The organism is Actinoplanes sp. ATCC 53533 (assembly GCF_003947245.1).
Genome location: NZ_QHHV01000153.1, coordinates 1 through 22,166, shown reverse-complemented (window position 1 = coordinate 22,166; position 22,166 = coordinate 1). Strand labels below are relative to the sequence as shown.

At 69.8% G+C, this 22,166-nt stretch carries 21 protein-coding genes and 1 pseudogene; 16 read left to right on the top strand and 6 right to left on the bottom strand.

Features of this window, described 5'->3' with window-relative positions:
- The first annotated feature begins 32 nt into the window (after positions 1-32).
- The 12 genes from DMB66_RS40890 (at position 33) to DMB66_RS40835 (ending at position 12,974) form a co-directional block, all read left to right on the top strand.
- Positions 33-998, top strand: a complete 966-nt coding sequence (locus DMB66_RS40890) for a GlxA family transcriptional regulator (protein WP_233625204.1) — start codon at positions 33-35, stop codon at positions 996-998.
- 24 nt (positions 999-1,022) lie between these two features.
- Positions 1,023-2,705: a GspE/PulE family protein gene (locus DMB66_RS40885; protein ID WP_233625203.1), complete on the top strand. Its 1,683-nt coding sequence runs from the start codon at positions 1,023-1,025 to the stop codon at positions 2,703-2,705.
- Positions 2,706-2,839: 134 nt separating this feature from the next.
- Positions 2,840-3,976, top strand: coding sequence for a type IV pilus twitching motility protein PilT (locus DMB66_RS40880; RefSeq protein WP_125809523.1), 1,137 nt, complete (start codon positions 2,840-2,842; stop codon positions 3,974-3,976).
- Position 3,977: 1 nt separating this feature from the next.
- On the top strand, positions 3,978-5,210 hold the full coding sequence (locus DMB66_RS40875) for a type II secretion system F family protein (protein WP_125809501.1): 1,233 nt from the start codon (positions 3,978-3,980) through the stop codon (positions 5,208-5,210).
- A 94-nt stretch (positions 5,211-5,304) separates the two neighbouring features.
- Complete coding sequence (locus DMB66_RS40870; RefSeq protein WP_125809500.1) at positions 5,305-5,778, top strand: prepilin-type N-terminal cleavage/methylation domain-containing protein; 474 nt, start codon at positions 5,305-5,307, stop codon at positions 5,776-5,778.
- An 85-nt stretch (positions 5,779-5,863) separates the two neighbouring features.
- The gene (locus DMB66_RS40865) at positions 5,864-6,652 is read left to right on the top strand and encodes an A24 family peptidase (RefSeq protein ID WP_125809499.1); all 789 of its coding nucleotides are present in this window, start codon (positions 5,864-5,866) and stop codon (positions 6,650-6,652) included.
- Between the two features lie 54 nt (positions 6,653-6,706).
- Positions 6,707-7,732 carry a type IV pilus assembly protein PilM gene (gene pilM / locus DMB66_RS40860; protein WP_125809498.1) on the top strand — a complete coding sequence of 342 codons (1,026 nt, stop codon included), beginning with the start codon at positions 6,707-6,709 and terminating at the stop codon, positions 7,730-7,732.
- Entirely contained in the window at positions 7,732-8,448 is a 717-nt protein-coding gene (locus DMB66_RS40855) for a hypothetical protein (RefSeq protein WP_125809497.1), read from the top strand. Before pilM ends, DMB66_RS40855 begins: the two co-directional genes overlap by 1 nt.
- Positions 8,448-9,035 carry a type 4a pilus biogenesis protein PilO gene (pilO, locus tag DMB66_RS40850; protein ID WP_125809496.1) on the top strand — a complete coding sequence of 196 codons (588 nt, stop codon included), beginning with the start codon at positions 8,448-8,450 and terminating at the stop codon, positions 9,033-9,035. The genes DMB66_RS40855 and pilO overlap by 1 nt, the downstream gene beginning before the upstream one ends.
- Before the next feature lie 41 nt (positions 9,036-9,076).
- Positions 9,077-10,807: a putative Ig domain-containing protein gene (locus tag DMB66_RS64500; protein ID WP_125809495.1), complete on the top strand. Its 1,731-nt coding sequence runs from the start codon at positions 9,077-9,079 to the stop codon at positions 10,805-10,807.
- Positions 10,804-11,478: a PilW family protein gene (locus DMB66_RS40840; protein ID WP_125809494.1), complete on the top strand. Its 675-nt coding sequence runs from the start codon at positions 10,804-10,806 to the stop codon at positions 11,476-11,478. Before DMB66_RS64500 ends, DMB66_RS40840 begins: the two co-directional genes overlap by 4 nt.
- On the top strand, positions 11,475-12,974 hold the full coding sequence (locus tag DMB66_RS40835) for an RICIN domain-containing protein (RefSeq protein ID WP_125809493.1): 1,500 nt from the start codon (positions 11,475-11,477) through the stop codon (positions 12,972-12,974). Before DMB66_RS40840 ends, DMB66_RS40835 begins: the two co-directional genes overlap by 4 nt.
- A gap of 9 nt (positions 12,975-12,983) precedes the next feature.
- Here the strand turns inward: DMB66_RS40835 and DMB66_RS40830 are convergent, their stop codons facing one another.
- Positions 12,984-14,315, bottom strand: coding sequence for a PQQ-binding-like beta-propeller repeat protein (locus tag DMB66_RS40830; RefSeq protein ID WP_125809492.1), 1,332 nt, complete (start codon positions 14,313-14,315; stop codon positions 12,984-12,986).
- Positions 14,316-14,389: 74 nt separating this feature from the next.
- Between DMB66_RS40830 and DMB66_RS40825 the strand changes: the two genes are divergently transcribed.
- Positions 14,390-15,040 carry a GntR family transcriptional regulator gene (locus DMB66_RS40825; RefSeq protein ID WP_125809491.1) on the top strand — a complete coding sequence of 217 codons (651 nt, stop codon included), beginning with the start codon at positions 14,390-14,392 and terminating at the stop codon, positions 15,038-15,040.
- A 3-nt stretch (positions 15,041-15,043) separates the two neighbouring features.
- Here DMB66_RS40825 and DMB66_RS40820 read toward each other — a convergent pair whose 3' ends face one another.
- Positions 15,044-15,949, bottom strand: a complete 906-nt coding sequence (locus DMB66_RS40820) for an LLM class flavin-dependent oxidoreductase (protein WP_125809490.1) — start codon at positions 15,947-15,949, stop codon at positions 15,044-15,046.
- A gap of 183 nt (positions 15,950-16,132) precedes the next feature.
- Between DMB66_RS40820 and DMB66_RS40815 the strand changes: the two genes are divergently transcribed.
- Together DMB66_RS40815 and DMB66_RS40810 are read left to right on the top strand one after the other, a co-directional pair.
- Complete coding sequence (locus DMB66_RS40815; protein ID WP_125809489.1) at positions 16,133-17,122, top strand: alpha/beta hydrolase; 990 nt, start codon at positions 16,133-16,135, stop codon at positions 17,120-17,122.
- 9 nt (positions 17,123-17,131) lie between these two features.
- Entirely contained in the window at positions 17,132-18,091 is a 960-nt protein-coding gene (locus DMB66_RS40810) for a helix-turn-helix domain-containing protein (RefSeq protein WP_125809488.1), read from the top strand.
- 168 nt (positions 18,092-18,259) lie between these two features.
- On the opposite strand, the gene DMB66_RS40805 is transcribed toward DMB66_RS40810, so the two are convergent.
- The 4 genes from DMB66_RS40805 to DMB66_RS40790 form a co-directional block, all read right to left on the bottom strand.
- The gene (locus DMB66_RS40805; RefSeq protein ID WP_125809487.1) at positions 18,260-18,655 is read right to left on the bottom strand and encodes a hypothetical protein; all 396 of its coding nucleotides are present in this window, start codon (positions 18,653-18,655) and stop codon (positions 18,260-18,262) included.
- 203 nt (positions 18,656-18,858) lie between these two features.
- Entirely contained in the window at positions 18,859-19,185 is a 327-nt protein-coding gene (locus DMB66_RS40800; protein ID WP_125809486.1) for a hypothetical protein, read from the bottom strand.
- A 43-nt stretch (positions 19,186-19,228) separates the two neighbouring features.
- Positions 19,229-19,759: a hypothetical protein gene (locus tag DMB66_RS40795; RefSeq protein WP_125809485.1), complete on the bottom strand. Its 531-nt coding sequence runs from the start codon at positions 19,757-19,759 to the stop codon at positions 19,229-19,231.
- Positions 19,760-19,785: 26 nt separating this feature from the next.
- On the bottom strand, positions 19,786-20,463 hold the full coding sequence (locus DMB66_RS40790) for a hypothetical protein (RefSeq protein ID WP_125809484.1): 678 nt from the start codon (positions 20,461-20,463) through the stop codon (positions 19,786-19,788).
- 819 nt (positions 20,464-21,282) lie between these two features.
- On the opposite strand from DMB66_RS40790, the pseudogene DMB66_RS40785 reads away from it, so the two are divergent.
- Positions 21,283-22,166 (top strand): annotated as a pseudogene (locus DMB66_RS40785) (tyrosine-type recombinase/integrase); the annotation flags it as partial.

The window sequence follows — 22,166 nt, the reverse complement described above, 5'->3', positions numbered from 1 at the left end:
GCCGGGAGGCCATCATGCGTAAAAATCGAGCCATGACGCATTCCGTGGCGATGCTCGCCCTCGACGGCGTGGTCGGTTTCGACCTCGGCGTGCCCCCGCAGGTGTTCGGCACGGCCTGGGACGCGGCCGGCAACCGCCTCTACTCGGTGACCACCTGCGGCGACGGCCCCGGCCCGGTGCGCCCCGAGCGCGGCGGCTTCCAGGTCGTGCCGGACCACGACCTCGGCCCGCTGGCCACCGCCGACACCGTGCTGGTGCCCGGCGTGACCGGAGGCACCACGATGACCGACGGCAGCGTGGCGCCCGCCGTCGCCGAGGCGCTGCGCGCCGCCCACGCGCGCGGCGCGCGGATCATCTCGATCTGCACCGGCGCCTCCGTGCTCGCCGCGGCCGGCCTGCTCGACGGGCGCACCGCCGCCAGCCACTGGGCCTGGGCCAAGCGGCTGAGCCGGCTGTATCCGCGGGTCGACTGGGATTTCGACGTGTTGTTCGTGGACGACGGCGACGTGCTGACCTCGGCGGGGGTGGCGGCCGGTGTCGACCTGTGCCTGCACGTGATCCGGCAGGACCACGGCAGCCTGGTGGCCAACCAGGCGGCCCGGCGCTGCGTGGTGGCGCCGTGGCGGGACGGCGGCCAGGCCCAGTACATCGAGCGGCCGGTCCCGGTGGCGGTGGGCGCCGGCACGGAGCCGACCCGGGCCTGGGCGCTGAGCCGGCTGGCCGAGCAGGTGAGCCTGGAGGAACTGGCCGGGCACGCCCGGATGAGCGTGCGCACGTTCACCCGCCGGTTCCGCGACGAGACCGGGCTGAGCCCGCGGCAGTGGCTGCTCAGGCAGCGGGTGGCGCACGCCCGGCTGCTGCTGGAGTCGACCGACATGAATGTCGACCTGGTCGCCCGGCGCGCCGGGCTGGGCAGCGCGACGGCCCTGCGCCAGCACCTGCGGGCGACGATCGGGGTGCCGCCGTCGGCCTACCGGCGAACCTTTCGTCAGACGTAACCAGGGCCTCAGGAATCATCAAAAGTGTCCGATGGGACGGGCGTGGACCAGACCTTCCGCCCGCTGCTTGACGCGCTCAAGCAGCTCGGCATCGACCCGGTCGCGGTGGACGCCGCCGCCGACGAGGCCCAGCGCAGCGGACGGTCGGTACGGGCGGTCCTGATCAACGACCAGGTCGTCACCGAGGAGCAGCTGACCTCGGCCGCCGCGGCCGCCTTCGGCATCAACACTCTCGACCTGGTCGGCTACTCACCGGACCCGGCCGCGCTCCGGCGAATCCCGCTCCCCGTGGTGCTGCGGCACCGGGTGCTGGGCCTGTCGATGAGCGACGGCGAGTTGGTCGTCGGCGTGACCGATCCCGGCGACGTGGTAGCCCTCGACGACATCCGTGCCTCCACCGGCATGACCATCCGCCCGGTCGTGGTCGCCCGCAGCGAGGTACGCCGGATCATCGAGCGGCTGCAGCGCGAGGACAGCGACCTCGGCGACCTGGCCGCCGCCTCGGTCGACAACATGCCGATGGCGGCGCAGGCGACCAGCGCGGACGACGCGCCGATCGTGCGGTACGTCAACAACCTGATCGAGCAGGCGGTCCAGAACCGCGCCTCCGACCTGCACCTGGAGCCGACCGAGGACGAGATGCGGGTGCGCTACCGGATCGACGGCGTGCTGCATGAGCTCGACACCGTGCCGCGCGGCGTGATGGCGGCGCTGACCTCGCGCTTGAAGATCATGTCAGGCGTCGACATCACCGAGCGGCGCATCCCGCAGAACGGCCGGATCACCGTCATGATCCGGGACCGGCAGGTCGACCTGCGGACGGCGACCCTGCCGACCGTCTGGGGCGAGAAGATCGTGCTGCGCGTGCTCGACACCGGCGGCATCGACCTGGATCTGGCGAAGCTGGGCTTCACCCAGCACAACCTCGACCGCTTCTCCGAGTCGTTCACCAAGCCGCACGGGATGGTCCTGGTCACCGGTCCCACCGGCTCCGGCAAATCCACCACCCTGTACGCGACCCTGGGCCGGATCAGCAAGCCGGAGATCAATGTCATCACCGTCGAGGACCCGGTCGAGTACCGGCTGCGCGGCGTCAACCAGGTCCAGGTCAACGCCAAGGCCGGCCTGACGTTCGCGGCCGTGTTGCCGGCGATCCTGCGTTCCGACCCGGACGTCGTGCTGATCGGCGAGATCCGGGACGGCAACACCGCCCAGATCGCCGTCGAGGCCTCGCTCACCGGCCACCTGGTGCTCTCCACGCTGCACACCAACGACGCGCCCGGCGCGGTCACCCGGCTCACGGAGATGGGCATCGAGCCGTTCCTGGTCGGCTCCTCGCTCGACTGCGTGCTGGCCCAGCGGCTGGCCCGCCGGCTCTGCGACTGGTGCAAGGAGGCGTACCTGCCGACCGACGAGGAGCTCGCGGGCGCCCGCTGGCCGATGCAGGACCTCAAGATCCCGGACGCGTTGTACCGGCCGGTGGGCTGCCGCAACTGTGCCAACACCGGCTACCGCGGCCGGGTCGCGCTGCACGAGGTCATGCCGATCTCGGCCGAGATCGAGACCCTGACGATCCGCCGGGCGTCCTCCAACGAGATCCGCGAAGTGGCCCTCCACCAGGGCATGTACGAACTTCGCTCGGACGGCCTGGCGAAGGCGGCCGGCGGTCTCACCTCGATCCGCGAGGTCTCGCGGGTCGCGGTTTGAGCGCACTCGACCGGCAGAGTACCTCGCATTCCGCAGGATCACGGATTTCTCGCCGAAAAGGCCCTAAACCAGCGCGGCACGTTGCCGAATGAGAGGGCGTCAGGAACTTCACGACGGGATTGTCGGTGCAGCTCATGTACACGCTCGACCACGAGGTACCGCCATCGGCGGCACCGGTTGACCCGGCCGCGCCCGGCCCGGGCGACCTGGCCGTGCTGGACCAGATGCTGATCACGCTCGTCGAGGCGCGCGGCTCCGACCTGCACCTGACCGTCGGCTCCCCGCCGATGATCCGCGTCGACGGCAGCCTGCGCGCGCTGCCCGGCTACGGCAAGCTCAACTCCGCCGACACCGCGCTGCTGGCCCGCGCCGCCGTCTCGGCCCAGCAGTGGCAGACCTTCGAGCGCAACCAGGAGATGGACTTCGCGCACAGCATCACCGGGGTCTCCCGATTCCGCGGCAACCTCTACATCCAGCGCAACTCCTGCGGCGCGGTCTTCCGGGCCATCCCGCACAAGATCAAGCCGCTGGACGAGCTGGGCATGCCGGACTCGGTCTCCCGGTTCGCGCACCTGCCGCGTGGCCTGGTGCTGGTGACCGGTCCGACCGGCTCCGGCAAGACCACCACCCTCGCCTCGGTGCTGGACCTGGCCAACCGCAGCCGCTCCGCGCACATCATCACCATCGAGGACCCGATCGAGTTCCTGCACCCGCACAAGCGCAGCCTGGTCAACCAGCGCGAGGTCGGTTCCGACACGGAGACCTTCCCGCAGGCGCTCAAGCACGCGCTGCGCCAGGACCCCGACATCATCCTGGTCGGCGAGTTGCGTGACCTCGAGACGACCGCGACGGCGCTGACCGCCGCGGAGACCGGTCACCTCGTACTGGCGACCCTGCACACGCAGAGCGCGACCCAGACGATCGACCGCGTCATCGACATCTTCCCGCCGCACCAGCAGTTGCAGATCCGCGCGCAGCTCGCGGCGAGTCTGCAGGGCGTCGTCACGCAGGCGCTGGCGCCGCGTGCCGACGGCAAGGGCCGGGCGGTGATCTGCGAGATCCTCACCGCGACGCCGGCCATCCGGAGCCTGATCCGGGAGGGCAAGTCGCACCAGATCCCGTCCTTCATGCAGGCCGGCGGCAACGACGGCATGCTGGCGTTCGACCAGCATCTGGCCGAGCGCATCCGCGAGGGCGTGGTCTCCATGCAGGCCGCCCTCGAGATCTGCCATTCCCAGGAAGAGCTCAAGCGCCTGATCGGACGGATGTGACATGCCGGCCACCAAGACCTTCCACTACAACAGCATCGACGCCCAGGGCCGCAAGACCAAGGGCACGGTCGAGGCGGCGAACGAGACCGCGGCCACCAACGCGCTGCGCCAGCGCGGCGAGACCCCGCTGGAGCTGAGCCAGGCCGGCCAGGGCCTCAACATGGACATCAAGATCCCTGGCCTGGGTAACCGGACCAAGCTGAAGGACCTGGCGGTCTTCGCCCGGCAGTTCTCCACCATGACCGCGTCGGGCATGTCGCTGCTGCGCTCGCTGTCGATCCTCGAGGAGCAGACCTCCGCGACGTCGCTCAAGAAGGCGACCAGCGAAATGCGGGCGGACGTCGCGGGGGGCGTTTCGCTCTCCTCGGCCATGGCCAAGCACGACAAGGTGTTCCCGCGCCTGATGGTCGCCATGGTCCGGGCCGGCGAGGCGGGCGGCATGATCGACCAGGCCCTGGAGCAGATCGCGGCCAGCCTGGAGAAGGACACCGCGCTCCGCGGCAAGATCAAGGGTGCGCTGACCTACCCGGCGATCGTGCTGGCGTTCACCTTCGTGATGATCGCGGCCGTACTGATCTTCATCGTCCCGATCTTCGAGGCGATGTTCAAGAATCTGGGCGGCGAGCTGCCGGGGATCACCCAGTTCCTGGTCGACACCAGCCACAACATGTGGTGGATCGGGCCGCTGGTACTCACCCTCGGCATCGGCGGCACGGTGGCCTACAAGCGACAGTTGCGACAGAGCCAGGACTTCCGGCTGACAGTCGACAAGCTGAAGCTGAAGCTGCCGGTCTTCGGCACCTTGTTCCGCAAGCTGGCGATGAGCCGGTTCTCCCGCAACCTCGGCCTGCTGCTCAACGTCGGTGTGCCCGTCATGCAGGCGCTGCACGTGGTCGGCGAGACCACGGGCAACGAGGTCATCAACTCCGCCATGCGCGACGTGCAGTCGGCCGTCCGCGACGGCCAGCCCATGTCGTCCGCGCTGCGCCACCACAAGGTCTTCCCCGAGATGGTCACGCAGATGATCGAAGTGGGCGAAGAAAGCGGTCAAATCAGTCAGATGCTCGACAAGGTTGCCGATTTCTATGACAGGGAAGTCGACAGCGCCGCCGAGTCCCTGACCGCCTCGATCGAACCGATCATGGTCCTCGTCATGGGAACCGTGGTCGGCGGAATGGTGATCTGTCTGTACCTACCGATGTTCACCATCTACCAGAACATCCAGGGCAACTGACGCCCTGGAGAAAGCGACCGGTCTCCGGTCGACGTCGGGCACCCGAGCCCGTGCCAAATCTGCCCCACCCCTGACGCCACTGGAGGCATTCCCCATGCAGGACATCATCAGCCGGCTGCGCGCCAAGAAGCAGGACGAGGGCTTCACCCTCATCGAGCTCCTGGTGGTCGTGGTCATCATCGGCGTGCTGGTCGCCATCGCCGTCCCGGTCTACCTCAACTACCGCCAGGGCGCGGCCGACAAGTCAGCCCAGTCCGACGTGCGCGGCGCGGTCAGCGCGATCGAGCAGTACTACACCAACAACGGCAACACCTACCCCGCCACGATCGCGAGCACCACCGGCGCGACCTCGATCACGCTGGCGGCACAGACCAACGGCACCGCCGGGACGATCACTCTGTCGGACAAGACCCAGCTGGGCTACAACTACGTCGCCGGCCCGCCCACGACCTACGTCCTCTGCGGGAACAACACCGGCGGAAGCGGCAAGTGGTACAAGTACGACAGCGCGGGCGGTGGCTCGGTCAAGGCGTCGACGGTCACCACACCGTCACTGACCGCCTGCTGACGCTCACCAACGGGGTGGCGGCGCCCACGGCGGCGCCACCCGCTCCCCTCGCTCATCGCTCACCCCCGTCGAGAAGGACCCGGAGATGCCACAGTTCATCCTGCTGGGCCTCGTCGGCCTGCTCGGCCTCGCGGTGGGTTCGTTCCTGAACGTCGTGATCCACCGCGTGCCCCGCGGCGAGTCCCTCGTGCGGCCGGGCTCGCACTGCCCGCACTGCGGCAACGAGGTGCGCAACCGGCACAACATCCCGGTGCTCGGCTGGCTGCTGCTGCGCGGCAGATGCGCTGACTGTCAGGCGCCGATCAGTGCCAGGTATCCCCTCGTCGAGGCGGGCACCGCGGCACTCTTCGTCGCGGTGGCGGCCAGGTTCGGCTGGTCGTGGGAGCTGCCCGCGTACCTGTATCTGGCGGCCGTCTCGATCGCGCTCGCCGCGATCGACCTGGACGTGCTCCGCCTGCCGGACCAGATCGTGCGGCCGTCCTACGCCGTGGCGCTGGTCCTGCTCGTCCCCACCGCGATCTTCGAGCACAACGGGGAAGCGGTGCTCCGCGGCCTGCTCGCCGCCGCTGCCCTCTACGCGTTCTACTGGCTGCTCGCGCTGGTCCCGCGCGGCATGGGCGGCGGCGACGTCAAGCTCGCCCCGCTGCTCGGCTTCTATCTGGGCTGGCTCGGCTGGGGCTCGGTCGCGGTCGGCGCCTTCGCCGGCTTCCTGCTCGGCGGGGTCGTCGGCATGCTCCTGATGCTGTTCAAGCTCGCCAATCGGAAGAGCCGCATCCCGTTCGGCCCCTACATGCTGGCCGGCACGTTCCTCGCCGTCTTCGCCGCGGCACCGGTCGCCGACTGGTACGCGTCGTTGCTCGCCCCCACCGCCTGACCTCTCGCTGCTCGACCGGGGCGTTCCCCGCCGCCTGATCGAGGAAGGAAACCGATGGCTAGCATCACTCCGATCGGGCTGGACATCGGCTCGTCGTCCATCCGCGCCGTGGAGGTCCGCCGCGCCAAGGACGAGTACACCCTGACGAACTTCGGCCAGATACCGCTGCCGGCCGGCACGGTCCAGGCCGGCATGGTCGAGGACCCGCTCGCCGTCACGTCGGCGCTCAAGCAGCTCTGGGCCGCCTGCAAGTTCACCACGAAGAACGTCGTGCTCGGCGTCACCCACCCGCAACTGGTGGTTCGCGAGACGTCCGTCTCGAACCTGCCCGCCAAGGAGATGCGCAAGGCGCTGCCGTTCCAGGTGCGCGACATGCTGCCGCTCGCCGTGGAGCGCTCGCTGCTCGACTTCCGCCCGCTCGAGGAGCCGGGCGACAACCCGACCGTACGCGGCCTGCTCATCGCCATGCCCAAGGACGCCGTCATGGCGCTGGTGCAGGCGGCCGAGAAGGCCGGCCTGCATGTCGTCAACGTGGACCTGGCCTCGTTCGCCCTGCTGCGCGCCGCCTCCCGGCTGGACACCCAGGTCGAGGCGATCGTCGACATCGGCGCCGAGGTCACCAGCGTCGTGGTGCACGCCGACGGCGAGCCGCTGATCGTGCGTACGGTCCCGCGCGGGGGCACCGAGGTAACCGTCAGCATCGCCACCCGCCTCGACATCAGCGGCCCCGAGGCCGAGGCCCTCAAGTGCCGCTACGGTCTGCACGGCGACGGCCGGCCCGACGGCGACGCGGCGGCCGCCGACGCGATCCGCCCGCTCATCAACGAGCTGCGCAGCTCGTTCACCTATCTCGCTTCCGGCGAACGGCAGAAGCAGGTCACCCGCGTCTCGCTCTGCGGCGGGAGCGCCCTGATGCCCGGCCTCGCCGAGCACATCCAGCAACAACTCGGCGTCCAGGTCATGTACGCCGACAGCGCCGGCCGGCTGCGCGACACCCGCCGAGCACGCCAGCGCGGCTTCGACAGTTTCCTGCCGTCGTCCGCCGTGTCGATCGGTCTGACCCTGGGAGCGGCAGCCTGATGGCCACCACCCTGATGCCCCTGGACCCCGCCGTCTCGCCGGAGCGGGTCACCCGGCTGCTGACGATCTCGGCGCGGCTGCTTCCCGAAGAGATCATCGCCGCGCGGCGCGCCCGCCGGACCCGCGGCTTGGTGATCGTCGTTGTGGCCGTCTTCGCCATCCTCTGCGGAATGTGGGCCGTGTACGCCGACCGAGAGAAGCAGGCCGCGGACAAGGACCTCACCGCCGCCACCGCCGAAGTGGCGAAGCTGCAGGAGGCCCAGCGGAAGTTCTCTCCGGTGGTGCAGGTGCGAAGCGACACCACGCAGCTCCACAAGCAGCTCACCACGGTGATGGCGAGCGACCTGGACTGGGCCGCTCTGCTGGACACGCTGCGCCGCACCGGCACCACGTCGGACATCAAGATCGCCGGGATAAACGGCAAACTCGCCGCGCTGGGCACCCCGACAACCGACCCCACCAACGCGCTGCCCAGCACGGCCAAGACCGCCTCCATCGGCTCGCTCATGGTCACCGGCACCGGGCCCGACAAGGACGCGGTCGCCGCGTACGCCGACAAGCTCGCCAAGCAGCAGACCCTGATCGCCAACCCGTACGTCACCAGCGTCGCGTCGGATCCCGACGGGGTGACGTTCAGCCTCACCGTCGACATCACCCAGGCGTCGCTCTGTGGCCGGTTCAGCACCAAGAAGTGCCCAGCCGCGGGAGGCAACTGATGGGAGCGCGTTATGCGGACCGGCTCTGGATGATCGCCGGAGCCGTGGTCGTGGTCCTGCTGGCCGTGGTGACCTGGTTCCTGCTGGTCGACCCGAAGTCCGTGGAGGTGGACGAGCTGGCCGAACAGACCGCCAGCACCACCATCCAGGCGACCAACTTGCGCAAACAGATCGCCAAGCTCCAGGACGACGACAAGAACATCGTCAAGCTCACCGCCACCCGGGACGCCCTCCAGGACGCGTTGCCTTCCGACTCCGGTGTGCCTGCCTTCCTGCGCCAACTGCAGGCCTCGGGCACCGATGTCGGCGTGAACGTCAGCGGGATCACGGTCGGCGCGCCGGTGCGGGCACCGGCCGCGAACGGGGTCTGGGCGCTGCAGATCCAGCTCACGGCGGAGGGCTCGGCGAGTCGTCTGGGCCAGTTCCTGAACCAGCTGCAGGGCAGCGACCAGAAACGTGCGGTGCTGATCGAAGCGGCCAACCTGGAAACCGGCGAGGAGGCCGACGCGCTGAGCCTCAGCATCACCGCTAAGGCCTTTGTGGCACCGCCGGTCGGCACCGGAGTGCCCATCATCACCACGAACTGAGCCATGAGCGAAGTTCCGCCCACCTCAAGGAACGGAAGGGTATGCCGACCGATCGAGTCGTTGTCGCCGCGCAACAGGCACTGCCCCGGACAGAGGCGGCAGTGAGCAGCGGTCGCCACACCTCCGGCGACAGCGGCTCCTCCTTGGTCGAGGTCATGGTCGCCATCGCCCTGATCGGCACGGTGATGGCCGCGGCCGCACCGTTCTTGGTCAAGTCCCTGGCGGTGAGCAACCAGCAGCGCGGCGCGCAGGTGGCGATCCAGATCGCCAACGACGCGCTCGAACGGGTCCGGGCCCTGGCTCCGTTGTCCCTGCTGACCGGCCGCGGCAGAACGGCGGTGGAAGCGCAGTGGAACCAGGCGAGACTGACCGCGCCGGACACTCTCGTCGCCCATCTGGACGACATGCAAGCTGCTTGGGACACGAACGTGGCGAACGCCTCCGGCCGCGACGCTCCGTTGCCGACCGAGCCGCACGGCATCGCTGTGAACGGATCGGATTTCGCTCAGCACTGGTATGTCGGCCTCTGCTGGCAGGCCAAGGCCGTGTCCGGGCACCCGCTCGGCGACTGCGGGCCGACGAGTGGCCCGGTGCCGTTCTTCCGGGTCCTCGTGGCCGTGACCTGGCAGCAGCAGGAGTGTCCCGCCAACGGCTGCGTCTATGTGGCCTCGACCCTGGTGAACAAGGGCACTGATCCGGTCTTCGACACCAAGCGCCCGGCACCCACGGTCACGGACCCCGCCGCACAGTTCGGATATGTGGACTCCGCCGCGTCCCTGCAGATTCTCTCCAGCGGCGGCCGGCTGCCGCTGACCTGGACGGCGACCGGCCTGCCGCCCGGCCTGAGCATGGCGTCGACCGGCCTGATCACCGGCACCCCCAGCACTGTCGGGACCTACTCGGTCAAGGTCACCGTGACCGACCGGGATTCGCGCACCGACGACGCCACCTTCGCCTGGACGATCGTCGAGGACCTCGTGCTGACCAGCCCGGGCGATCAGACCAGTTGGATCGGCACCGCCGTCTCCCTGTCGGTGCCGAGGACCGGCGGGAGGCTGCCGCTGGTCTGGTCCGCGACCGGTCTGCCGGCCGGGCTGACCATCAACGCCTCGACGGGCGTCATCTCCGGTACCCCGACGACCTTCCAGACGCTGACCACCACGGTCACCGTCAGCGACGCGGGCACCCCGGCCCGCACCGCGTCGGTGACGTTCGGCTGGCGGGTCAACCCCGTCCAGATCGACGCCATCGCCCCCATGAACGTGACGCAGGACGCCAACGCCACCGGCCTCACTCCGACAGCCCGCTATGGCCAGCCGCCATACAGCTGGCAGGCGACCGGCCTGCCGACCGGCCTGGCCATCAACCCGAGCACCGGGGCGGTCACCGGGAAATACGCCGACGGGACCCGCTACCTCACCACCTTCACCGTCACCGACAGCACCGGCGCTGTGGCGACGATGACCGTCGTGGTCAACGTGGCCGCCAAGACTCCGGCTGACGTCCAGGTGACGGCACCGAGTCCGGACTCGCCGAACCAGAGCACCGCCGTCGACGCCACGCCCTCGCTGACCACCGCCGGCGCGGACGGAGGAGGCGGCAACCCCAGGTACGTCTGGACCGCCGCCGGCCTGCCGCCGGGGCTGACCGTGGAAACAGACGGCGCGATCACCGGACGTCCCACCACGAAGGGCGTCTACGTCGTCACGCTCACCGTGACGGCCCACAACGGCAAGGCCGCCAACCTGATGTTCACCTGGACAGTGACGTGACGGCCCGGCAGCGATCCGACGCGGCGGGTGATCCGGACGACGCCGGCTTCTCGATGATCGAAGTCATGGTGACCATGACCATCATGAGCATCATGATGGTCATCTTCACCGGTGCCATCCTGCAGATCTACCGGACCAGCACGGCCACGGAGTCGCTGGCCACCGCTCAGTCCCAGCTCCGGGTCGCGTTCCAGCGGTTCGACCGGGAGCTGCGCTACGCCTCCTGGGTCGCCGAACCCGGCAGGGTCGGCACAGCCTGGTACGTGGAGTTCGCGGGCCCGGCCGACGCCGGCTGCTTCCAACTGCGACTCGAGACCGATCCCGGCGGTGGCAACGCCTCCGACGGTTCGGGCGTGCTGCAGCTGCTGCGGTGGACCCCGGGCTCCCCGCCGGCGGCCGGGACGCCGGGCCAGACCATCGCCTCCCAGATTCGCACCACGGACGTCGAACCCTTCTTCGACCTGCAGCCCATCGACGACGAGCCCTACGCGAGCGCGAGCGCGAACGCCGTCGGCACTGACTTCGTCGCCGCCTTCCAACGACTGCGGATCCGGTTGACCACCGAGGTGGCGGCCGGCACCGCGCAGATCGACACCACCTTCACCGCGCTGAACACCATCCGGGATCGCGTGGCCACCAACGCCTGCAGCGAAGGGAGACCCCACCCATGAGAATCCGGCTCAGGCGCGGACCGTCGCGCTCCAACGACCGTGGTTCGCTGCCGATGGCCATGTTGGTGAGCCTGGTCGGGATGTCCTTGACCGCCGCGCTCGTACCGGTGGTGGTCAGCCAGATCACCAGCACCCGCGTGGTCTCCGGGCGGACCCAGTCGCTCGACGCGGCCCAGGCCGGCATCGACACCGCGCTCGGCCAGCTGCGTGCCGCCACCGCCTCGGGCACCCCGCTGGTCGGCGAGCTTGAGCTGCTTCCCCCGTGCGTGATGACCGGACGCCAGGAGGCCGACGGCCTGCGATACAGCGTGACGGTCGCCTATTACGGCCTGCCCGACGACCCCGCGGACACCACACCCCTGTTGCTCGACTGTCCTCCGCTCGACGTGCCGGTCACCGCGATCCTGACCGCGACCGGCACGGGCTCGCCCGGCGCCTCGCTCACCGCCGGTGCCCCGGACACCCGGACCGTCGAGGCCACCTACACCTTCAAGACCAACAACGAGAACATCACCGGAGGCGCGATCCAGCTGGCCGAGCCCACCGTCAACCCGTTGTGCATGGACGGCGGCACGACGCCGGTGACGATGCAGCTGTGCGACGCGGGCGGCAGCAGCGACCAGCGCTTCGCGTACACCACGGACCTGGCCATCAAGCTCATCGCGTCGGAGACGACCGCGACCCCGGCGGGCCTGTGCCTCGACGCCACCCTTCCGCACAGCGCGGCCAGCAGTGTGACGCTCGAACCGTGCCTGGGTCGCGTCGCGCGCCAGCAGTGGAGCCTCGACAACAACTCGAACTTTCGAGGCACCTCGGACGGGGTCAATCTGGACAACTTCTGCATCAACCTGAGGAACGCGGGCCAGGTCGGCAGTCAGCTGACGCTCGGCTCGTGCGGCAACGTGCACAACCTACGGACCTTCCGGCCGCAGACCGGCACCGGCGCCGGCATGGCCTCGGCGGCGACCGGTCAACTGGTGAACTTCAAGCAGTTCAGCAGGTGCCTGGACGTCACCAACCACCAGTGGGACTGGGAATACATGATCGTCTGGTTCTGCAAGCAGGCACCGGACGGCAACGTCCCCTGGAACCAGAAGTGGACCCTTCCGACCGTTGTCGCCCCCGCGGACAGATCGGACCCGGAACGGATCCGCACGGCGGGCAGCGGCAACCCGGGCGCCTGCCTGCGCACACCCACCTCGACAACGGGATTCGTCACGATGTCTCTGTGCCCACTCACCGGCGTCCTGACGGACGACCGACTGAAGTGGACCGTGTTCGGCAACACCGGGACGTATGCCACCAGCTACCGCATCATGGATACCTACGGCAACTGCCTCACCCCGGCGGACCTCACCGTGGCCAATCCCGAGGTCCACGTCGACGGCACCGCCAAGCTGAAAGTCGCGCCCTGCACCGCTTCCGAGCTGCAGAAGTGGAACGCACCGGCCAACTTCAACGAGCCGCTGGCGCTGACCGACACCAACGAGAAGTGAGGACGCGGGTCAGGGGATCTGCCAGACCGTCGTCGGGCCGGCCGACGTCGGGCACGCCAGGTACGGCCGCTGGACCAGGCAGCCGTACGGCGCGGCGGTCTGCATCGAGCCGACGGTGTGCGCCGTGCCGTCCGCGGCGTCCGCGACCCAGGTCCGGCCCGCGACCTTGCTGTCCTCGCGCAGTTCCAGCCCGCCGATGGTGAGCGTGCGCCCGAGCTTGCGCCGCAGCGCCCCGGTGCGCGCGTCGAGGATCGCCGATTCCGGCTTCTCCTGCTGGTCGTAGGCGAGCAGGGTGCCGTCGCCCCGTTCGAACGCGTTGCTCCAGGCCGGATCGGACCAGCGCACCGAGCCGTCGCCCGGGTCGAGCCCGCTCACCCAGCGGCTGTCGGAGATGCAGAGAACCGGCCCGCAGCCGTGCACAAAACCGGTCGGGCCGCCCCTGGTGCGCCACCGCAAGGTCAGTTCGGGCAACCAGTACGCGGTCAGCGAGGCCCGGCCCCGGTCGCGCCGCGACACGTACAACTGGTCGCCGGAGACGGTGACGCCGATGAAGTTCGCCTGGAAGGCGCCCGCCGACGCATTCGGCAGCCGCACCCCGAGCTCGCCCGCGCCGAGCACGGAGCCGTCGGCGAACCGCAGCGTGGTGACGTGGCCGTCGACCCCGAGGGCCACGATCCGGTCGGGGCCGCCGAAGAACGGGGCTTCAGTCCGGTCAAGGGTGGCGGCGGGGCGGTCGGACGGGAGGTCGTCGTTGAGGATCTCCCCGACGCCGGCGAGGACCCGGCTCCAGATCGGCGCGCCGGTGCGGGCGGAGGCGAGCCTCAGCTCCGTACGCCCGTCCTCGGTGTCGATCCGCAGCAGCACGCGCCCACGGCTCAGGGTGATCACCGCCGCGTTCGGCTCATCGAGCTGCCACAGCACCTTGCCCTCGGCCGCGTCGAGGAACGACATCCGCGGTGCGGTGCCGGAGCGGGCCAGCAGCACGCCGCCATCGAGGGTCAGGTTCTGCACGTTCTGCGGCAGGGATGTCGCCCAGAGCTGCTCACCGCCGGGCAGCGCGTACCGCCGGATGCCCGACTCGCTCTCGGGATTCGCGCCGAAGGAGGCGGTGTAGAGCGCGTCCGGTCCGAGGGTGAAGGCCGCGGCGGCCGTGCCGCCGGCCGCCAGGATCGGCCGCATCGTCCGCGCCGGCGGTGCGGCCGCGGCGAGCGTGACCAACACGGCGACCAGCGCACCGAGGAGCCGGACCGGGCGCGGGGCGGCGCCGAACCGCAGCGACGCCGATTCCGGCTCCGCGCGCGGGCGCTCGTCGAGATCGATCATCGGTACGGCGTCGGCCACGCGTTCAGCATGCCGGGAGAAGGCCCGGCTGGGTACGCTCCGCTGCCGATCATCACTGTGGGTAGGCTGCCGGTATGCCCTACACGGTGCCACCGACCCGCACTGCCGCGGTCGTCCAACAGCTCCGTAACGAGATCGTCACCAGCGAATTGCCTCCCGGCACCCTCATCAAGGACGCCGAGCTGGCGGCCCGGCTGGGCGTCAGCATCACGCCGGTGCGCGAGGCCATCGCCCAGCTCTCGGTCGAGGGACTCATCGACATCGCGCCCAACCGCACCCGGCACGTCACCAAGATCACCCAGAAGAGCGCCCTCGAACTGATCGACGTGATGGGCGTGCTGGCCTGCGCGGGCTTCGAGTGGGGCGTGCGGAGCCTGACCGCCTGCCACATCGACCTGATGCGCCGCCGGCAGCGGGAGTTCATCGAGGGGCTGCGCTCCGGCGATGTGCTGGCGGCCGGCGCGGCGGGCGCCGACTTCAGCGCCATCGTCATCCTGGCCAGCGGCAACCGCGAGCTGCAGTCCATGGTCGACCTGGCGGTGGCCCGCACGCTGCGGATCCTGGCGATGGGCGCGGAGAGCAACCTCTGGGAGGTCTGGATCACCGGCCACGACGAGATCCTGGATCGCCTCGAGGCCGGCGACTCGGCCGGGGCCCTGAAGCGCTACCGGCAGATCTACGTCGAATACCGGGCCAGGGTCGAGCAGTTCCTCGTCGCGGACTGAGGGCTACACCTCCGCCAGGCGCGGCAACAGCGGGCCGAGCGCGTCCAGGCCGGCCCGGCGTACGGCATAGCGGGTGATCCCCCACCGCGCGCGATGACCCCGCACCGCCGCGACGATCTCCTCGGCCGTGCCCACCAGCAGGAACGGCACCTGCCGCAGCTCATCGACGCTCATCGACAGTCGCTCAGCGTGGTCGGCGAGGGAAGCCTCCGCGTCGTCGGTGACCTCCACGATCTGCACGAGCGCCTCCAGCGTGGCATCGCCGCCCGACCGCGCCAGGGCGACCTGCGCGTCGATGTCGGCCAGCCGCCAGCGGGCCTCGTGCTGGTGCCCGTCGGCCTTGGTGCGACCGAAACCGGTCAGCCCCACGATGTCGGCGTGCTCGCCCGCCCAGCGCAGCAGCCGGGAATTCGCCGTGCCGATCAGCAGCGGGACCCGCTCCTGCACCGGCCGCGGCTGCTCCAGCAGCGCGTTGAGCATCGTCAGCTCGGGCGTGGCCATGGTGACCCGCTCGCCCGCCAGCAGCCTGGTGGTCGCCTCGGCGACGGCGACGCACCGGTCGACCCGGCCGCGCACGCCGGGGCGGACCTGGCCGATCGCGTCCCACTCCGCGGGGGTGTGCCCGGCGCCGAGTCCGAGCAGGGCCCGGCCGCCGGAGACCACGTCCAGGGTCGCCACGTCGGTCGCCAGCAGGATCGGCTCCCGAACGGCGGCGTTGGAGACGTAGGACCCCAGCCTGAGGGTGGTGGTGACCGCGGCCGCGGCGGCCAGCGCCACGAACGGCGCCGCGCAGGACCCGGGGTGATCGGCGGCGAGCAGCGTGTCGAAGCCGGCCGCCTCCGCACGGCGGGCGAGATCGAGCCAGTCGGCGGCATCGGTGGGCTGAGCCTGGAGCGCGAAGTCGGCCATGGCGCGATTCTGGCCGCCACGAAGGGGCTACGCCGACCATCGAGGGCCGGTTTCGCTGTCGGCGTACCCGCCAAATGGCGGGGAGTTTCCGCCGCTTGGCGCTCGTCGCGGAGCCCGGCAGATCCCATTCTTGTGACAGAGGTCACCCAATGGTGATCTCCTCGACATCAGGGAGGCCCGCTCATGACGCTATCTGTGGAGTTGACGCCACCACCGTTCGACCCGGAGCTCGGGGCGGCCCTGCCGGCCATCCTGGAGATGATGCCCGCCGTGCTGACCGCGGACCTGATCCCCGCGATGCGGGCGGGGATCAGCGCCAACGTGCTCGGCAGCCTGACCGATGACGACCTGAGCCGGGACGGCAAGTTCACCGTCGAGCGACGGCATGTGCCGGGCCTCGACGGCGACCCGGACATCTCGCTGCTGATCCTGACGCCGACGACCGTCACCGGCACGCTGGGCTGCCTCTACCACACCCACGGCGGCGGCATGATCATCGGCGACAACCGCACCGGCGTACCCGACATGCAGGACTGGGCCGAGGAGTTCGGCCTGGTGGTGGTCTCGGTGGAATACCGGCTGGCGCCGGAGACCCCGCATCCGGGCCCGATCAACGACTGCTACGCCGGGCTGGCCTGGACCGCCGAGCACGCGGCCGAGCTGGGCTACGAGCCCGGCCGGCTGATCGTGGCGGGCGCCAGCGCGGGCGGTGGCCTCACGGCGGCGCTGGCGCTGATGGCCCGGGACAAGGGCGGACCGGCGCTGGCCGGCCAGATGCTGATCTGCCCGATGCTGGACGACCGCAACGACACGTTCTCCGCCCGGCAGATGGCCGGCCTCGGCGTCTGGGACTCCGCCGCCAACCACACCGGCTGGACGGCCCTGCTCGGCGCGGCGCGCGGCGGGCCGGACGTGTCCCCGTACGCCGCGCCGGCCCGGGAGACGGACCTGTCGGGCCTGCCGCCGACCTTCATCGACGTGGGCTCCGCGGAGACCTTCCGCGACGAGGACGTGGCGTACGCGACCGGGATCTGGCAGGCCGGCGGGCGCGCCGAGCTGCACGTCTGGCCGGGCTGCTTTCACGGCTTCGACGGGATGGTGCCGCAGGCGGCGATCTCCCAGGAGGCGAAGGCCGCCCGGGTTCGCTGGTTGCACCGCCTACTGGACGTTTAGCCTCGGAGCATGAAGGACCTCGCCGTCCGGCTGGCCGCGCTCGATGCCGACGCGGGCGCGGCGTTGCGGGTCATCGCGTACTTCGACAGCCTGGTGGAGGCCCGCGCCGGCCTGCAGCCGATCGTGCGCGGCGCGGCCGTGCTCGCCGACTGCCCGGCCCGCCTGACGGACGACGAGCGCCGGGTGCGGATCCGGGTCACCGCGGCCGGCGTGAGCGCCTGGCAGGACGATGCGCCGCGGCCGGACTGGATGTCCGCCGCGGCCGGCTCGGCGACGCTCCGGCTGGAGCGGGCCGGACCGCCGGGCCCGGTCGAGGCGATGATCCTGGAACGGGCGGCGAGCGCGGCCCGGGCGGTCCTGGACCGGACCCGCGGCCGGGCGGCCACGGCCGACCCGGCTTCGGCCGAGCTGATCGTGGACGCGTCGGCTCCTGCGGACGTACGGCTGCAAGCGGGCCGCCGCCTGGGTCTGGCGGATTCGGCGTACGCGATCGCCCTGCCCGCGGAGATCCGGGTGCTGTCCGGACCGGTGCCGGTCCTGCCGGGCCGGGCCGGAATAGGGCCGGCGGCGGCGATCCTGGACCTGCCCGCGTCCTGGGCCGCGGCGCAGGTGGCGCTGCGCTTCGCGGCGGAGGGCACGGACGAGGACCCGGGCCCGCGGGTGGTGCACGCCGCGGAACTGGGCAGCCTGGCCCTGCTGGCCGAGGTGGGCGACCAGTCGGCCGCGCCGGACGTGAAGGCGCTGGAACACGCGTCGGCGGCGGCGCCCTGGATGCTGAGCACCCTGCACGCGACGGCGGCGAGCACCAGCCTGCGCGCGGCGGCGACGGCGCTGCGGGTGCACCACTCGACGCTGCAGGACAGGATCACCCACGCGGAGCAACTGCTGGGCTGGAACGTCCGCGAACCACAGGGCCGGCTGCGGCTGCAGCTCGCCCTGGCCCTGCGCCGACTGCACCGCCACCCGTGATCGACATCGGAGCCGGCGGCGGCCGCCGGTGATCGGGGTGGTTGCGGGTCACGACCGAGTCGGTGCTGCTCAACGGCATCCGGATCCCGGCCGGCACAACCCCCCGGCTCTACCTGCCGGACACCGCCACGGCGTGACCGTTCGGTCGCCGCGCCGTGAAGGACCGATTCAGGCCGGTCCGTCGCACGGCATGTCTTGCGACAGCGGCACGGTGTGGGTCATCCAGTCGCGGGCCCAGGCAACGTCCGCGTCGACGTATTGATGGACGGGCTCGGCGGGGAAGCGCGAGACGATGACGAAGACCCGCGTGCCGGGGCTGACCTGCGCACCCGAGGGTTCGTCGACGTCGTAGGTGAGCGGCTTGCCCACCTCGGCGCCTTTCAGCGACTTCTCCACCTGGATGGTGACCTGCCGGCCGGCGCCCGCACCGGACGGCGAGACCTCCGATACCACGCCTTCGGCGATGTGGCGGGCGCACGACGCGATCCCGGTGTCTGTCGGCTTGCTCTGGCCGTCGCCTGTCGCGGCCAGCCTGGCGGCGACGAGGCCCGCGACCAGGAGCACGGCGACGACTCCGCCGGCCACGAGCAGTCGGGTCCGCCGGCGCCTGCCGGGCGAGCGCGGGGCGGCCGGCGGACTGGGCTGCTCCGTCGCCGCGCTGTGCTGGCCGGTGTCCACAGTTGGCCTCTTCTCCGCCGGTGTGCGTGTCCGTGGCCTAGCGAGATCGGCGGGTCACGGACACGCCTCGTCATTACGGCATCGTGATGTTATCGGATTCCACCGAGGTTCAATGCGCATGTCTGCTCGATGAAGCGACCCAGGCGGAGGCTCGCCCCGCGCGCCGCCCGCTCGTCTTCCGGGTGCGGATGCTTGTACCAGTTGACGAGCGTGTCGAATGACGGACGGACCTCGGCCGGCGCGTCGCGGGACAGCTCAGCGACGATCCGGTTGCGGTCATTCGGACTCACCTGCCCGGCACCGATGTCCAGCGGCTGCGCGGCACTGCAGAATCGCTGCCGTGCCGCCGCGTCGGGGAAGTCCGACGATGTGTCGGCCGCCAGGAAGAGGGACATCCCGCCGGCCGCCGCCGCCACGGTGACGGCGATGGCGGCGACCGCCGTTCGACGCCTCATCCGACTAGACCCCGTCTTCGATCGCGTCGAGGTCGTGCTGGTCGTAGTTCTCCGGCCAGATCTCGACGCGCATGCACGAGTTGTTGTCGCCGTCGTTGCCCGAGCTTCGGTGCCCCAGGTCGCCGGAGTGGCCGAATTCGTGGCAGCCCAGGCTGCGCCATTGCGAAACCGTCTTGTACTGCGACTCGTTGAACCGGATCCGGATGATGTCGCACGACGTCCACAGCACGTTCCAGTTGGTGCAGTCGGTGGTGCCGTGCCAGCCCGTGTCGCCGTACGTGTTGTCGTACGTCTCGATGTCGCCACTGCCCCAGGTGGTGGAGATGACGCTCCGCTCGAGCTGGTTCTTGCCGTGCAGTGTGGCGGTTGCCCCGTTGGGCGTCAGGCCGACCTCCAGGACGCCCTGGTTGCGGTTGTCGGGATCCGTGCCGCTGTCATCGTGATCGGCGTAGGCGGTCCCGTGCAGCGAGACCGCGAGGAGAACGCCGGCGAACACGGCGGCCCCGCGACGAAGCCCTGGGTAGCGAAGAGCCACGATTTTCCCCTTTCTCATGATCCGGTTCAGCCACCGATCAGCTTCGGCTTGTCCAGCGGTTGCAGGCGCCCTTCTTGAACCGCCTGGTCGGCTTCCTTCGTGAGGCGGATGAGGCCCTCGACGGTGAGGGATTCGATCTTCACGCTCAGCGCGTCGTGAGTTTCGGCCGAGGAGTCGAGGGCGGCGACGGATCCCGTTTTCGCGGATGCGGTGCGGATTAGCACGCGGCCCTGCGAATTCACTAGCCGCCACTGGCCGGGCGCGTCCGCCACCGGCACGAGGAAGTAGATTCCGCGGTCACCCTGATTCGTCCAGGTGACCCCGGCGAACTGGTATCCGTGGCCCTTTGCGTCCCAGCCCCACTCGTCCAACTGCACGGTCGACGTGACGGCGCCGCCGGTGCTACGAAGGACGTTCTCCACCTTCAGCGTGACGTTTCGGGCTTGGTCCCGGTCGCCGCCGTCCTTGCTGCCGATCCAGCGGCCCGGCTCCACCTTGGCGACCTCCGCGACGACCACGAGCTCCGCGGTGGCGGCCATCTTCTCCAGGCTGTCGAAGTACCAGACCTCACGCCCCTCGGCGACCCGCTCCGGCTGGGCGTCGCGCTGCGGTGCCCCGCCGCTACAGGCGGAGGCCGCAACCAATGACATTCCGGCCGCAATTGCCAACATGATGGCGGTCCCGCGGCGATGGACAGACTTCATGCGCATGCCCTCCTTGCAGACTTCCGGATGGGGATGGGTGCACAGCGCTGCAAACAGCGGGGAGCGGCATGAGATATCGCGTCCATTGCCAGACGGCCGGATTCTACCCCGTGCAGAATTTCTCCGCCGAATTACCTGGGCAATCCGTGGACAACGGTCCGGGTGCAAAAAGAATGGCGCCCACTTCCACTAGTGGGCGCCGCAAAGAAATGGCTACTTCTCCCCGTTTTGAAGCATGCCGAAAAGATATCGATGGCATCCGATGTTGTCAATGTCTCCTACATCGGCACGGGGGCGACTGATGACACTATGCAGAGCGTCGCCCGATTCGCCCCTATGCGCAAACGCGCGAACCTCGTGCCGCCGCCCGTGGTCGGTGATCGGCTCAAGCCGCATATCCGATCCGCCGGAACGAGACCCGAAACCGGCCCGGATGCCCGACTTCCAGGTCGACGCCCGACGACGGGTCGGCGTGGTCGGCAAACGTCGGCATCTCCTGTGCGACCGCGACCGGCGCTGGCGGGACTTCGGCGGCATCCACAGACGGACGTGCGGGCGGTCGCTCGTCGGGACCGCCCGGGCCGTACCGGGCGCGGGTTACCTCAGTGCTGCCTGAGGGCCGACTTTCCCCCTGCAAAAAAGCCGTTGACCTGCATGAATCCAGGTCAACGGCTTTCAACAAAGGGTGGAGCTGAGGGGACTCGAACCCCTGACCCCCACACTGCCAGTGACGTTAGCGCAGTAGCGTGACCTGCACGTTTAGTAATGAACGCAGGTCAGACGTGCTGTTTCCGTGCAGGTTGTTGCCCCCGGGAGGCAGTGACATGCACGCTCGGTAGCCACAAGTTGAGACGGTTTCGCGCTAGCTTCTGCCGCATGGCATCGATCAAAGAGAGAAACGGGTCGTTCCAGGTTCGGTGGCAGGCCGGGCGGGCGGGAGTCCGCCATGTCTGCACCTTCCCCACGATCGAGTTCGCAGAGGCGGCCGCCCAGCTGGCGGAGGCCCGAAAGCACAGGATCACCGACAGGGAGGTCTACACAGCCATCTACGGCCTCGACGATGAGGAGGACGAGACGGTCGAGACGCCCTTCATGAAGGACCTCATCGAGGAGTGGATCACTAACAAGGTCGACGTCGGCGACAACACCAAGGCGGAGTATGCCCGCATGCTGCGCAAGCGGGTCATCCCCATGTTCGAGGACCTGCGCGCCGGTGAGATCACGCGGCAGGCCGACATCGATCCATGGAAGGCCGACCTGTGCGAGGACCTAGCGCCGGCCAGCGTGCACAAGCACTGGACCGTCCTGAACATGGTGATGCGGTCCGCGGTCCCGCGGTACCGGCTGGACAACCCGCTCGACGTTCCCGCGGGCCAGCGCAGCAACGGGCTGCCCCGGATCGAGAAGTACGACGCGGTCTTCTTGACCTCGGCCGAAGCCGACATCTTGGTCGCTAACTGCCCACCTGCCATCCGGGACCTCGTCGAGTTCGCCATCGGCACCGGTATGCGGCTGGGCGAGCTTCTCGGTCTGCGGGTCAAATCGGTGGATCTGTCGGCGAGCAAGCCGGTGGTGTACGTCGTGAAGACGCTGCATCGAGGTGGGAAGTTCGGTAAACCGAAGTCGGAGCGGTCCCGGCGGTCGATTCACCTCTCGCCAAAGATGGCCGTGCTGCTGGCACGGTTGATCGCCGGAAAGCGGCC